The following is a 13,115-nucleotide window of genomic DNA, read 5'->3' on the forward strand; positions in this document are numbered from 1 at the left end:
AAGCGGCGGCACTTCGAAAAGAGGAAAGGAAACGGATCGGATGGAATGATGACAGAGAAATGTGACGTGCTGATTTTGGGGGCGGGCGCCGCCGGCATGATGTGCGCCATCCGCGCCGGCCAGCGCGGCCGCTCCGTCGTCATTCTCGACCATGCGAAAGCGCCGGGCGAAAAGATCCGCATCTCCGGCGGTGGCCGCTGCAACTTCACCAATATCCATGCCGGGCCGAAGAATTATCTCTCCGCCAATCCGCATTTCGCCAAATCCGCGCTCGCCCGTTATACGCCGCGCGATTTCATCGCCCTTGTCGAAAAACACCGCATCGCCTGGCATGAGAAAACGCTCGGCCAGCTCTTTTGCGATGACAGCGCCAAGGACATCATCCGTATGCTGCTTGCCGAAATGCAGGCGGTGAATGCGAAGCTGCGGCTCGAAACGGCAGTCTCGGCCGTCACCCATGATGGCGCTCGTTTTCGCGTCACGACATCCGCCGGCGTCATCGAAGCGGAAAGCCTCATTGTGGCGACGGGCGGCAAGTCGATCCCGAAAATGGGCGCGACCGGTTTTGCCTATCAGATCGCCGAACAATTCGGCCTCAAGCTCATCGAGACCCGTCCGGGCCTCGTGCCGCTGACGCTTGATCCCGGCTCGCTGGAAAAGCTGAGCCCGCTTGCCGGCGTCGCGGTCCCGGCAGAAGTTTTCCACGGCAAGACCTCGTTTGAGGAAGCGTTGCTCTTCACCCATCGCGGTTTAAGCGGACCCTCGATCCTGCAAATCTCCTCCTACTGGCGTGAAGGCGACGTGGTCCGTCTGAAGCTCGAGCCGCATCGCGATATAGCCGCGCTGCTGAAGCAGGCGAAGCAGAAGAACGGCCGGCAGTCGCCCCAGACGGCTCTGTCGGAAATTCTGCCGAAACGTCTTGCCCAGCACGTCGTCGAACAATCCGGCCTCACCGGCCATCTGGCGGATATGTCCGACAAGGCTCTGGCGAGGCTGGCGGGCGAGGTGCAGGACTGGCAGATCAAGCCCGCCGGTTCTGAAGGTTATCGCACGGCGGAAGTCACGCTCGGCGGCGTGGACACGACCGGCCTCGATTCCCGAAGCATGGCGGCGAAATCCTTGCCCGGCCTCTATTTCATCGGCGAATGTGTTGATGTGACAGGCTGGCTCGGTGGTTATAATTTCCAGTGGGCCTGGGCATCCGGGCAGGCGGCCGGCGAATTCGCGTGATCGTCTCTGGCCGTGGAAAAGTTCGGACCTCTCTCCTTCGTCATGCCGAACTTGATCCGGCATCCAGCCACGGCGCGTCTGCGCCGTGAAGAGTCTTTCGCGATCAAGGACTTGATCGCGCTGGACCCCGGAACTAGTCCGGAGTGACGGAGTGCGGATGTGACCTGTTCGCCAACTCAATTTCAGTTGGTAAAGTTGTGGCCCTTCCTCGCTCTTTTAATAATCTGTTAATGAGCGTGGAGTCATCCTGACCAAATGCCAGCAAAGCCGGATCGCATTGCGCTCCCGCTGCACATGATGTCCTGCTGGAGGCCCTCAACAGGGCATGGGTCGGTTGAGTTTTTCGTCAGGAACCCGCGCATGAACAGATCTGCACATCGCCGCCCTCGCGCCATTGCCATCGCCCGCGCCGACAACGAGAGCCGTCAGCTGGTCTTTCGCCTGAGCCTCATCGCAGCCGGTGCTCTGGCAGCCTTGGTCGCTCTCTTTCACTGATCCGCGGCTCTTTGCCTTCATCCGGCTTATAAGCGCGCTGAAAAGCCGCCACGGCCGAGATGCCTGCGCCATATCGGCATAAAATTTCTCTTCTTGTAGAATGGCTTCGCGCCGTGTGCGCGGCTGCTGGTTTTCGATGATAGTCCGGGCTGCAAAAATCGCGTGCATGTCGCTCTCCTTCTAATGCGGAGGGCCATGATGCACGCCGTTTTTTGATTTATCTGCGCAAGAAAATGCGCTACGTTTTTCACCCATGAAAAACGTCACCTGGGATTCCTATCAGCTTTTCCTCGATGTGTCACGCAGCGGCGGCCTGACAGGGGCCGCGGCCCTGACGGGCTTGAGCCCCGCGACCATTGGGCGGCGCATGGTCGAGCTGGAGGAGCGTATCGGCAAGGCGCTGTTCCAGCGCAGCCAGACGGGATACGCCCTGACGGCGGATGGCCGCACGCTGTTCGATCGACTTCAGGCAATGGAGAATGCGGCCAAGGACATCGAAGGATGGCAGAAGGCGTCTTCGGCCTCTTCCACCGTACGCATTGCCGTCGGCACCTGGAACGCCTGGCTGCTGACCGGGAACTTCTCCGCCATCTGCACCGACCGCGATGATTTTCGCGTCGATCTTTTCATTGCCGAACAGAGGGCGGCTCTGGCGCATCGTGAAAACGACATCGGCATCCGCGCTTTCGAGCCGCAGGAAAAGAACCTCGCCGCCATCAGGACGGGGGAGGTGGCCTATGCGCCCTACAGGCTGCGCAACGCCGCTGCCGCTGTCGCCGACCGCTGGCTGGCGGTGGCCGAGGAAAGCGCCATTTCAACCTATCTGCGCTGGCCGCATGAAAATCGTAACGGTGAGATCGTGGTAACGGTAAACCGCCCGGTGGCGCTGCTCGACCTGGTGCTGGCCGGGGCAGGGGTTGCCGTTCTTCCCTGTTTCGTGGGCGATGCGGATGGACGTCTTGCGCGCGAAGGCGGGGAAATAGAGCCGCTCCGTCACAATCAATGGATCGTCATGAACAATGACGATCGCCACCGCCGCGATATCAGGACGGTGGCGGATCGGATGACCCGTCTGATCAAGGGTCATTCCGATCTTTATGCCGGACGCAAAAGCCGCCCGGCATAAAGATCGGAATTATCTTTGATTGTATGTTTAATATTTAATAATTCTTGGTTGCGTATGCGTCTAAATATCCATAGGTTGCTTTTGTAATTTTAACTCTTTTAAGTTGAGGCAACTATGATAATTTCAGCATCATATGTAAATGCGATGTCAGCAGCGGAAACACCGGAAGAAGCTGTAAAAATTTTCTATGCGGGCGTAAGCAAGGCGCTTGCCTTGGTTGTGGCCGAACAGCTCTCTAAAGCCGTTGGAGCCTATGTACCGACGGCTTCCGATGCAAAAATTGCGGGTTGGGACAAGCTCATCGGAGGCGTAGCGATGCAATTGGCTTGGGAATCTCCAGCTATTCTAAATCCTATCCCCCTGACGCAAATTGCCTCCTTCGCTCCGTATGGGCCTGAATTGCAGGCCAATGCAGAGGCAATGGGCGTGAATGTTAGCATCGGTGTTTCCGTATCGGCGAGTTTCTAAGCTGGAGCACGCCAGGCGTTTTGTTAAATGTTGGGGGCCGGAACATCGGTTATGAGGTTCCGGCCCCTTCGTTTCAGGCCGCAGCGCCCTGCGCAACGATGACGGGGATCAAAAGATCGCCCCAGTTGCCGCCGCCGCCATGGTGGCGGGCCGAGCGGACAAGCTCGACGGAAACGCCGGCCTCGACGGCTTTCATGACAGCCTGATTGAGGCGGTGCAGATCATTGGCCAGCATGCGGATGGCGGCCTGCTGATCCTGCGTCATGGCGGAGGATTGTTCCTCGGCGCGTTCCTTGACGTGGGTCTTGATGGGATTGTGGGCATTCATGGCATTTCTCCTCTCATTATTGGTTGGGGTTCTTGATCCGGTTTGCAAGCCCTTCCCGTCACCGGGAAGGGCAGTTTTTCGATTTTATTCGGCCGCCGGGCGGAACTGGTCGTGCTCGGTGGATTCCTTCATGGCTGTCGTGGACGACGTGCCGCCAGAGATTGCCAGAGACACGGCGTCGAAATAGCCGGTGCCGACTTCGCGCTGGTGTTTGGTGGCGGTGTAACCATTGGCCTCGGCCGCGAATTCCGCTTCCTGAAGCTCGGAATAGGCCGCCATCTGCCGCTCCTTGTAACCGCGTGCCAGTTCGAACATGCCGAAATTCAGCTGGTGGAAACCGGCAAGCGTGATGAACTGGAACTTGTAGCCCATCGCGCCGAGTTCCCGCTGGAACTTCGCAATCGTTGCGTCATCGAGGTTCTTTTTCCAGTTGAACGACGGCGAGCAATTGTAAGCGAGCTTCTTGCCCGGATGCACCTTGTGCACGCCTTCCGCAAACCTGCGCGCCTGTTCGAGATCCGGCTTGGATGTTTCGCACCAGATCAGGTCGCAATAGGGCGCATAGGCAACGGCGCGGGCAATGCAGGGCTCAAGACCGTTCTTGACCTGATAGAAGCCCTCAACGGTGCGGCCGGCATCGTAATCCACGAAGGGACGGTCGCGCTCATCGATATCGGAGGTCAGGAGCTTCGCGGCCTCCGCATCCGTGCGGGCGATGACCAGCGTCGGCACACCCATGACATCGGCCGCAAGCCGCGCCGCCGTGAGATTGCGGATGTGCGCCGCCGTCGGGATCAGAACCTTGCCGCCGAGATGGCCGCATTTCTTTTCCGATGCCAGCTGGTCTTCATAATGAACACCCGCAGCACCTGCCTCGATAAAGGCTTTCATGATCTCGAAGGCGTTGAGCGGTCCGCCGAAACCGGCCTCCGCATCGGCAACGATCGGCGCGAACCAGGTGTCGACCGAAAGGCCCTTGCCTTCCGCCGTCTCGATCTGGTCAGCGCGCTGCAGGGTGCGGTTGATGCGCTTGGCAAGCTCCGGTGCGGCATTGGCGGGATAAAGCGACTGGTCCGGATACATGGCCGACGCCGTATTGGCATCCGCAGCAACCTGCCAACCGGAAAGATAGATCGCCTTCAGCCCGGCGCGAACCATCTGCATGGCCTGGTTGCCGGAAAGCGCGCCAAGCGCGTTGACGAAATTCTCCTCGTTGATCAGCTTCCACAGCCGGTTCGCGCCCATCTCGGCCAGCGAATGGCGGATGTCGACGGAGCCGCGCAGCCGCTCCACGTCGGCTGCGGTGTAGGTGCGCTCGATGCCGTCGAAACGTCCCTGCGGTGCGCCCGGAACAAGCTTGTAAAAATCCGTCATACTGCTCTCTCCCATGATAAATGCGGTTTCCGTAACGGGCCGTCTTTCAACATCATATGGCGCCGTTTGATGTGAATACATTTACATTTTTCGAGATTTGAGCGCCAGAACAAACATAAAAACAGTGACTTGAAAGAGGTTATCCTGTAGTGTGCGTGACAGGCGATGGCTGTAAAATTGTAAATTTTGTAAAAGGCTTTCGCCCGCAGAGTTTGTAACAGGTTTGTATGAGTTCGCAGGCACGGGGAGGTGAGGCGGTGTCGGAAAACAAGATTTTTGCAGGCCCGCGCGTGCGTCGCATTCGCAATGGTCTGGCGCTGACGCAGACGGCCATGGCCGAGGCGCTGGCGATTTCGCCGTCCTATCTCAATCTCATAGAGCGCAACCAGCGGCCGCTGACGGTGCAGCTGCTTTTGAAGCTGGCCTCCGTCTACAAAGTCGATCTGGATGACCTGCAGGGTGAAAGCGCCGGTTCCGCCGGGCAGCTGCGTGAGGTCTTCGCCGATCCATTGCTGGCCGGTGAAGTACCGTCGCCGCAGGAATTGATCGAGGTTGCCGATGCCGCGCCCAATGCGGCAAGCGGTGTCCTCAAGCTTTACCGGGCCTACCGGGAACAGGCGCAGCGCCTTTCCGATCTCTCCGATCTTCTGGCGCGGGAAGGGCATGAGACGGCGCTCGCCTCCACCCGCCTGCCGATTGACGAGGTGCGCCACGTCTTTGAAAACCGGCCGGCCTATTTCCATGCCATCGATGCGGCGGCGGAAGAACTCCACAAACACCTGTCGGCGGGCGATGATCTCGCCTCCGGGCTGAGGGCATGGCTTCAGAAAAACCACGGCATCGTGGTCCGCACCCTGCCGGTTCATGCCATGCCGAACCTCAGGCGGCGTTACGACCGCCATTCCATGCGGCTGTTTTTATCCGAACGCCTGTCGCAACCGGATCAGCTCAGGGAAATGGCGATGGAGACCTGTCTTCTGGCGCTTCGCGAAGAAATCGGGACGGAGCTTGAAGGGCTCGGCCTGAAAGGGGAGGAGGCAAGGCGCATCGCCCGCTTCGAGCTGGCGCGTTATGCCGCCCATGCGTTGATGATGCCCTATGGCGCATTCCTCAGCGCCGCCCAGCGGGCGAAATACGATCTCGAGGTTTTGCGGTCGCGCTTCAACGCTTCTTTCGAACAGGCAGCCAACCGTCTTGTCAGCCTGCAACGGCCGTCGGCCGCGGCGATCCCGTTTTTCCTGATGGAGATCGACAATGCCGGCAACCGTTTCCGCCTTGCAGGGGCCGGCGGTTTTCCAAGGGCGCGTTTTGGCGGCCTCTGTCCGCGTCTCAATATTCATGCCGCTTTCGCTCAGCCGGGACAGGTGCTGGTGGAAGCGGTGGAGATGCCGGATGGCGACGCGTTCCTCACAGTGTCGCGCACGCTGGAAGGTCCTCAGGCGGGTTTCGGCGAAAGGGTGCGGCGAACGGCCGTGCTTCTCGGCTGCGATCTCGCCCAGGCCGGAGAGACCGTCTATGGCCCCGCCGCTTCGGGTGCCGCGCCCGTCGCCGTCGGGCCTTCGTGCCGGCTGTGCGAAAGGCAGGGCTGTCTGTCGCGGGCGGAAGCGCCGCTGACGCGGCCGCTCGGGCTCGATGAAATGGTTACCGGTCTCAGTGTTTTCGACTTCCAGTAGGTGTTTCCATTCGCTTTTTGTGGCCGGAACACATTTGGTTGAAAATGCTGTGCTGCACATTTCCCGCTTGCTCCCTTTTGTTTTCCTTTCTAGTCTCTCCCAAAAAAGGGGATCACGCTCCCATCGTGAGGATGCGTTAACAGGAGACATCATGAAAAACCGTTCTCTCCGCCTGACCTTGGCTCTCACCACCGCGCTCGTTGCAGCAGGTTCGGCAATGGCCCAGGAGAAGGTCGTCCACGTCTATAACTGGTCGGATTATATTGACGAATCGATCCTTGCCGATTTCACCAAGGAAACCGGCATCAAGGTCGTCTATGACGTTTTCGACAGCAACGAGCTTGTGGAAACCAAGCTTCTGGCCGGCAGCTCCGGTTATGATGTCGTGGTGCCGACCGGTCCCTTCCTCGCCCGCCAGATCAATGCCGGCGTGTTCCAGAAACTCGACAAGTCCAAGTTGCCGAATCTGAAGAACATGTGGCCCGAGGTTTCCGAGCGTCTGGCGAAATACGACCCCGGCAACGAATATGCCGTGAACTACATGTGGGGCACCACCGGCATCGGTTACAACGTCGCCAAGGTGAAGGCGGCGCTCGGCGATGTTCCGGTCGATAGCTGGGATATTCTCTTCAAGCCGGAAAATGCCGAAAAGCTGAAATCCTGCGGCATCAATATTCTCGATGCGTCGGACGAGACCTTTGCCATCGCCATGAACTATCTCGGCAAGAATCCGGATAGCAAGGAGACCGCCGACCTCGAGGCGGGCGGCGACGTCTACATGAAGATTCGCCCCTATGTGAAGACCTTCAACTCCTCCGCCTATATCGATGAACTGGCGAACGGCGACAGCTGCATCACCATCGGCTGGTCCGGCGATATCCTGCAGGCGAAGAGCCGCGCGGAGGAAGCCAAGAACGGCGTCGAGGTGAACTACGTCATTCCGAAGGAGGGCACCTATATGTGGTTCGACAACCTTGCCATCCCGGCGGATGCCAAGAATGTCGAGGAAGCCCACGCCTTCATCAACTATCTGATGCGGCCGGAAGTCATCGCCAAGGCCTCCAACTATGTTCAGTATGCGAATGGCAACCTCGCCTCGCAGGCGCTGATGGATGAGTCCGTCGCCAAGAACCCGGCGGTTTATCCCGATGCCGAGACGCTGAAGAAGCTCTTCACCATCTCGCCCTACGGACCGAAGGAACAGCGCGTCCTGAACCGCGTCTGGACGCAGATAAAGACCGGCAGCTAAGCAGATTTGGGATGGGGTGGATCTATCCACCCTCATTCCTGTGCTTGTCACAGGGATCCAGCGACCTGTCGTCTGTCAGGTTAGATGAAGTCTTTTCAGCCCAAAGACTTGGGCTGACGGGTTCCCTGTAACATCCTCGGGCTTGTTCCGGGGAACGGGGATGAGGACAGTGGGATGGCATCGATACGGCATCCTGATCGTATACGTGGTCGATGGATTCTTGGGTAAAATGGGGCGGGCATGGCAAAGACACTTGGACCGGTCAAACGCAAATTCAGCCCTTGGGACAACCCCGATGCGGTGCCCTTCATCCGCTTTGAAAACGTCACCAAACGTTTTGGCGATTTCGTCGCCGTCAACAATCTGACGCTCGATATCTATGAACGCGAATTCTTCTCGCTGCTCGGTCCCTCCGGCTGCGGCAAGACCACGCTGATGCGCATGCTGGCCGGTTTCGAGGAACCGACCGAAGGCCGCATCCTGCTGCAGGGCAAGGATATTTCCGGCGTGCCGCCCTATAAGCGGCCCACCAACATGATGTTCCAGTCCTACGCGCTTTTCCCGCATATGTCGGTGGAAAAGAACATCGCCTTCGGTCTCGAACAGGACGGCCTGCCAAAAGCGGAAATCGCCTCGCGCGTCGAGGAAATGCTGCGGCTGGTCAAACTCAGTGAGTTCGCCAAACGCAAGCCCAGCCAGCTTTCCGGCGGCCAGCGGCAGCGCGTGGCGCTCGCCCGCTCGCTTGCCAAGCGGCCCAAGGTGCTTCTGCTGGATGAACCGCTCGGCGCGCTCGACAAGAAGCTGCGCGAGGAAACGCAATTCGAACTGATGGACATCCAGACCAATCTCGGTCTCACCTTCCTCATCGTCACCCACGATCAGGAAGAGGCGATGACGGTGTCGGACCGGATTGCGGTGATGGACAAGGGCAATGTCGTGCAGGTGGCGACGCCGGCCGAGATTTACGAAGCGCCGAACAGCCGCTACGTGGCGGATTTCATCGGCGATATCAATATCTTCGACGCCAATGTCGTCGCCAATGCTTCCGATATCGGCAAACCGGGTCTGGTGACGCTGGATTGCGAAGGGCTGAAGGTGGCGGTGGAGCAGGAATGCGCCGCTGCGACCGGCAGCCAGGTGGCTTTCGCCATCCGCCCGGAAAAGGTCCGCATCTCGCTCGATCAGCCCGCCGACAGCAGCGTCAATTCCGCCTATGGCGAGGTCTGGGATATCGGCTATCTCGGCGACTTCTCGGTCTTCATCGTCAAGCTTGCCGATGGCCGCGTCATTCGCGCCGCGCAGGCGAATGTTTCGCGTCTCGTCGATCGTCCGATCACCTTCGGCGATATGGTCTGGCTGAACTGGAAGCCGGATTCCGGCCTCGTCCTGACGCGCTGAGGGAGGCTTTCATGGCGATCACCACTCCCGAAAACCGGCAAAGCCCCTGGCGCGGGCTGGTCGTCGCGGTTCCCTATTTCTGGCTGCTGTTATTCTTTGCAGCACCGTTTTTCATCATCTTCAAAATCTCGCTGTCGGATACGGCGATCTCCATGCCGCCCTATACGCCGGTTTTCGAAGGGTTTTCGAAGCTCGGCGCCTTCTTCTCCGAACTGGATTTCGAAAATTACCTCTTCCTGACGGAAGACCCGCTTTACATCGACGCCTATCTGTCGTCGCTGCGCATCGCCTTCATCTCCACCTTTCTGCTTTTGCTGATCGGTTATCCCATGGCGCTCGCCATGGCGCGCGCGCCGTCTTCTATTCGTCCGACACTGGTGATGCTGGTGATCCTGCCGTTCTGGACCTCGTTCCTGATCCGCGTTTACGCCTGGATCGGCATTCTGAAGCCAGAAGGCCTGCTGACGGTGCTGTTCCAATGGCTCGGTCTTCTCGGGCCGGACCAGCAGGTCAATATCTTCCGCACCGAGACGGCGATCTTCATCGGCATCGTTTATTCCTATCTGCCCTTCATGGTGCTGCCGCTCTATTCGGCGCTGGAAAAGCTCGACAATACGCTGCTGGAAGCGGCGGCCGATCTCGGCTGCCCGCCATGGAAGGCCTTCTGGAAGATCACCTTCCCGCTGTCGCTGCCGGGCGTCGTGGCCGGCTCGATGATCTGCTTCATTCCGATAACAGGGGAATTCGTCATCCCCGATCTGCTTGGCGGCGCACAGACGCTGATGATCGGCAAGACGCTGTGGACGGAATTCTTCGGCAACCGCGACTGGCCCCTGGCATCCGCCGTCGCCGTGCTGCTGCTGCTGTTGCTGGTGGTACCCATCGCCATCTTCCAGAATCAGCAGAAGAAGGTGGGGTGAGGCCATGAAGCGCGGAAAATTCGACATCACCGTCCTCACCCTCGGTTTTGCCTTTCTTTATATCCCGATCATCATCCTGATCGTTTATTCCTTCAACGCCTCGAAGCTCGTCACCGTCTGGGGCGGTTTCTCGCTGCAATGGTACCGCTCCATGTGGTCGAATGAGGGGCTGATGGATGCGGCCTGGGTGACGTTGCGTGTCGGTATCCTCAGCGCCACCATCGGCACCATCCTCGGAACGCTGGCGGCGCTGTCGCTGACGCGGTTCTCGCGGTTTCCGGGCCGGGTGCTGTTTTCCGGCATGATCTACGCGCCGCTCGTCATGCCGGAGGTCATCACCGGCCTGTCGCTGCTGCTGCTCTTTGTGGCCGTCGGGGTGGATCGCGGTTTCTGGACGGTGGTTATCGCCCATACGACTTTCACCATGTGTTACGTGGCGATCGTCGTGCAGTCGCGGCTCCTGACCTTCGATCGCAGTCTCGAGGAAGCCGCGCTCGATCTCGGCTGCCCGCCGGTCAAGACCTTCTTCCGCATTACCCTGCCGCTCATCTTCCCCGCCGTCATTGCCGGCTGGATGCTGGCCTTCACCCTGTCGCTGGACGATCTGGTGATCGCCAGCTTCGCCACCGGCCCCGGTGCAACCACGTTGCCGATCAAGATTTATTCGCAGGTTCGCCTCGGCGTGACGCCGGAAATCAACGCCATCTGCACGATCCTGATCGGGCTTGTCACCATCGGTGTGATTGTCGCCTCCATCGCTTCCAAACGGACCGAATTGCAGCGCATGCGGGACGAACATGCGGCGGCACGGAACTGATCGAATATCCTGCGTGGATTTTTACGCGTTACTGTTGAAATCGCGAGAAAAGTAGAAACTGTTAATTTAGTTTCGGCGCTTTACGGTCTCAGAATAGGAATTTTCGTCGGTAATTGATCGATTTTGGTTTTAACCGCTTGTTAATAGGAGTTGGCGGAAAGTAAACCCAACGCAGGGCCGTCAAATTTTTGATAGCCGGGACTGATAATTTCCATCTGGCGAGATTGTCCCCCTTTCTCTCGTTGAAAAGCACAACTCATCCAGGCGGCCGCAAGGCCGCCTTTCTTTTTGTCGCAAGGTCCGTGCCACTCAGCGGTTTTCCGGATGGTCCATCGATTTCGAGACGAGAAGCACGGGAATAAGCCCGGCAATGATGATGATGATCGCCGGCACGGCCGCATCCTGCACCCTTGAGCGCGACGCATCCTCATAAACCAGCGTGGCCAGCGTGTTGAAACCGAAAGGCCGGAGCAGGATCGTGGCCGGCAATTCCTTCATGGATTCGATCAGGACGAGCAGAAAAGCCGTCAGCGCTGCGGGCCGCATGTTCGGCAACAGCACCTTGAACAGCGTCTGCGCCCGGTTGCGCCCAAGCGTCCGTGAGGCCATGTCGATATGCGGCGAAAGCTTCTGGAAACCAGCATCGAGCGTGCCTTCCGCCATGGTCATGAAGCGCACGGCATGGGCGTAAATGATGGCGAAGGCGGTGCCGGAGAGCAGCAGCCCGGTGGAAAAGCCGAAATGTGCGCGGATGAAGCCATCGACGCCATTGTCGAGACTGGCAAGCGGAATGAGCACCCCGATGGCGAGCACGGTTCCCGGCACGCCATATCCCATGGAACCGAAGCGGGCGGCCACCTTCGAGCTGCGCGAGCGCTCGGTGCGGATGGCATAGGAAAACACGAAAGCGGCTATCAGCGTCACGAAGGCGGCGGAAAGCGAGACTTCGAGACTGTGCCCGAGTGCTTTGAGAAGCTTCGGCGCAAACAGCGCATCGAGCCTCCTCGCGGCATAACCGCCCAGCACGATGACGGGAATGAAAAAGCCGCTCGCGACGGGAACGAAGCAGAAAAGGCTCGCGCCCCAGCGCCGCCAGCCGTTGAGCGCCTTCAGCCGGTGGCGCTGCACCATGCTTGTCGCCTTCGGCGCGCCGAAGCGCTGTTTTTCCCGGGCATTGCGTTCGATGACGATCAGCGCACCGACGATGACGAGGATGACGGCTGCGATCTGCGTCGCATTGGCGAGATTGCCGCGATTGAGCCAGGTTTCGTAAATGGTGAAGGTCAGCGTCTGGACGCCGAGATATTCAACCGCGCCGATATCGTTCAGCGTTTCCATCAGGACCAGAGAAAGCCCGATGGCGATGGCAGGCCGGGCCATCGGCAATTGCACGGAGAAGAACACATTCAGCGGTTTTGCGCCAAGCGTGCGGGCCGCTTCGGCCGCAAACCGCCCCTGCATGGAGAAGGCGGCACGGGCCGAGAGATAAACGTAAGGATAGAGGACGGAACTTAGAACCACCACCGCACCGCCGAGCGAGCGTATGTCCGGAAACCAGTAGTCATGGATGCTGTGATAACCGAAAGCGGCGCGCAACGCGCTCTGTATCGGGCCGGTGAAATCGAGGAACTCACCGAAGGCATAGGCGGCGAGATAGGAGGGGATGGCGAGCGGCAGGACGAGTGCCGCGGACAATAACCGCCGCAGCGGAAATTCGAATGTGGTGACAAGCCAGGCGCAGACGATGCCGAAGAATGCCGTCGTCGCGGCCGTCATCCCCAAGAGCAGGAAGGTGCGAAACCCGGCGCGCGGCAGGACATTGGCGAGAAGATGTTGCCATCCCTCCGTGCTGCCCGTCAGCGCCAGCCAGAAAATTGCCAGAATGGGCATGGCGGCAATGGCCGCGACGATGACCGCCGTGATGGGCAACACCGAGAAGCGTCTTGTTGCCGGAAGGGAAACCGTCATGGACATGCCAGTCTACTGTCGTGCAAAGGCCTCAACCGGCGACCATGGTGCCGGCGGCTTCCGCATTGC

General features: G+C 59.2%; 12 protein-coding genes. 9 read left to right on the plus strand and 3 right to left on the minus strand.

Translation table 11 applies throughout. The features are described from left to right. The first annotated feature begins 45 nt into the window (after positions 1-45). The 4 genes from F3H58_RS20765 to F3H58_RS20780 all read left to right on the plus strand — a co-directional run bounded on the left by F3H58_RS20765 (position 46) and on the right by F3H58_RS20780 (position 3,319). Positions 46-1,230 carry a BaiN/RdsA family NAD(P)/FAD-dependent oxidoreductase gene (locus F3H58_RS20765; protein WP_149743606.1) on the plus strand — a complete coding sequence of 395 codons (1,185 nt, stop codon included), beginning with the start codon at positions 46-48 and terminating at the stop codon, positions 1,228-1,230. Between the two features lie 360 nt (positions 1,231-1,590). Beyond that, positions 1,591-1,725, plus strand: a complete 135-nt coding sequence (locus F3H58_RS27570; RefSeq protein ID WP_286169872.1) for a hypothetical protein — start codon at positions 1,591-1,593, stop codon at positions 1,723-1,725. Between the two features lie 253 nt (positions 1,726-1,978). Beyond that, a complete protein-coding gene (locus tag F3H58_RS20775; protein ID WP_149743608.1) occupies positions 1,979-2,851 on the plus strand; it encodes a LysR family transcriptional regulator in 873 nt (290 codons plus the stop codon). A 114-nt stretch (positions 2,852-2,965) separates the two neighbouring features. Next, complete coding sequence (locus tag F3H58_RS20780) at positions 2,966-3,319, plus strand: hypothetical protein (protein ID WP_286169873.1); 354 nt, start codon at positions 2,966-2,968, stop codon at positions 3,317-3,319. Between the two features lie 73 nt (positions 3,320-3,392). On the opposite strand, the gene F3H58_RS20785 is transcribed toward F3H58_RS20780, so the two are convergent. Beyond that, the gene (locus tag F3H58_RS20785; protein WP_046800624.1) at positions 3,393-3,647 is read right to left on the minus strand and encodes an SMc00767 family acetate metabolism repressor; all 255 of its coding nucleotides are present in this window, start codon (positions 3,645-3,647) and stop codon (positions 3,393-3,395) included. 84 nt (positions 3,648-3,731) lie between these two features. Beyond that, the gene (gene aceA, locus F3H58_RS20790) at positions 3,732-5,021 is read right to left on the minus strand and encodes an isocitrate lyase (RefSeq protein ID WP_149743609.1); all 1,290 of its coding nucleotides are present in this window, start codon (positions 5,019-5,021) and stop codon (positions 3,732-3,734) included. Between the two features lie 257 nt (positions 5,022-5,278). Here aceA and F3H58_RS20795 point away from each other — a divergent pair, with 257 nt between their 5' ends. The 5 genes from F3H58_RS20795 to F3H58_RS20815 all read left to right on the plus strand — a co-directional run bounded on the left by F3H58_RS20795 (position 5,279) and on the right by F3H58_RS20815 (position 11,078). Further along, on the plus strand, positions 5,279-6,694 hold the full coding sequence (locus tag F3H58_RS20795; protein ID WP_149743610.1) for a helix-turn-helix domain-containing protein: 1,416 nt from the start codon (positions 5,279-5,281) through the stop codon (positions 6,692-6,694). Between the two features lie 151 nt (positions 6,695-6,845). Continuing rightward, positions 6,846-7,943 (plus strand): polyamine ABC transporter substrate-binding protein, encoded by a 1,098-nt coding sequence (locus F3H58_RS20800; RefSeq protein WP_004432613.1) that lies wholly within the window; start codon positions 6,846-6,848, stop codon positions 7,941-7,943. A gap of 240 nt (positions 7,944-8,183) precedes the next feature. Further along, entirely contained in the window at positions 8,184-9,341 is a 1,158-nt protein-coding gene (locus tag F3H58_RS20805; protein ID WP_080817799.1) for an ABC transporter ATP-binding protein, read from the plus strand. 11 nt (positions 9,342-9,352) lie between these two features. Further along, positions 9,353-10,261, plus strand: a complete 909-nt coding sequence (locus tag F3H58_RS20810; RefSeq protein WP_149743611.1) for an ABC transporter permease subunit — start codon at positions 9,353-9,355, stop codon at positions 10,259-10,261. Between the two features lie 4 nt (positions 10,262-10,265). Next, entirely contained in the window at positions 10,266-11,078 is an 813-nt protein-coding gene (locus tag F3H58_RS20815) for an ABC transporter permease (protein ID WP_149743612.1), read from the plus strand. A 309-nt stretch (positions 11,079-11,387) separates the two neighbouring features. Here the strand turns inward: F3H58_RS20815 and F3H58_RS20820 are convergent, their stop codons facing one another. After that, positions 11,388-13,052, minus strand: coding sequence for an ABC transporter permease (locus tag F3H58_RS20820; RefSeq protein ID WP_188129006.1), 1,665 nt, complete (start codon positions 13,050-13,052; stop codon positions 11,388-11,390). Between the last annotated feature and the right edge of the window lie 63 nt (positions 13,053-13,115).

It is taken from the genome of Rhizobium sp. NFACC06-2 (assembly GCF_900101425.1).
GTDB classification, from domain to species: domain Bacteria; phylum Pseudomonadota; class Alphaproteobacteria; order Rhizobiales; family Rhizobiaceae; genus Agrobacterium; species Agrobacterium leguminum.

Coding starts and splice junctions, on each gene's coding strand:
- F3H58_RS20765 (WP_149743606.1), top strand. CDS start 46: ATGATGACAGAGAAATGTGACGTGCTGATTTTGGGGGCGGGCGCCGCC.
- F3H58_RS27570 (WP_286169872.1), top strand. CDS start 1,591: ATGAACAGATCTGCACATCGCCGCCCTCGCGCCATTGCCATCGCCCGC.
- F3H58_RS20775 (WP_149743608.1), top strand. CDS start 1,979: ATGAAAAACGTCACCTGGGATTCCTATCAGCTTTTCCTCGATGTGTCA.
- F3H58_RS20780 (WP_286169873.1), top strand. CDS start 2,966: ATGATAATTTCAGCATCATATGTAAATGCGATGTCAGCAGCGGAAACA.
- F3H58_RS20785 (WP_046800624.1), bottom strand. CDS start 3,647: ATGAATGCCCACAATCCCATCAAGACCCACGTCAAGGAACGCGCCGAG.
- aceA (WP_149743609.1), bottom strand. CDS start 5,021: ATGACGGATTTTTACAAGCTTGTTCCGGGCGCACCGCAGGGACGTTTC.
- F3H58_RS20800 (WP_004432613.1), top strand. CDS start 6,846: ATGAAAAACCGTTCTCTCCGCCTGACCTTGGCTCTCACCACCGCGCTC.
- F3H58_RS20805 (WP_080817799.1), top strand. CDS start 8,184: ATGGCAAAGACACTTGGACCGGTCAAACGCAAATTCAGCCCTTGGGAC.
- F3H58_RS20810 (WP_149743611.1), top strand. CDS start 9,353: ATGGCGATCACCACTCCCGAAAACCGGCAAAGCCCCTGGCGCGGGCTG.
- F3H58_RS20815 (WP_149743612.1), top strand. CDS start 10,266: ATGAAGCGCGGAAAATTCGACATCACCGTCCTCACCCTCGGTTTTGCC.
- F3H58_RS20820 (WP_188129006.1), bottom strand. CDS start 13,052: ATGTCCATGACGGTTTCCCTTCCGGCAACAAGACGCTTCTCGGTGTTG.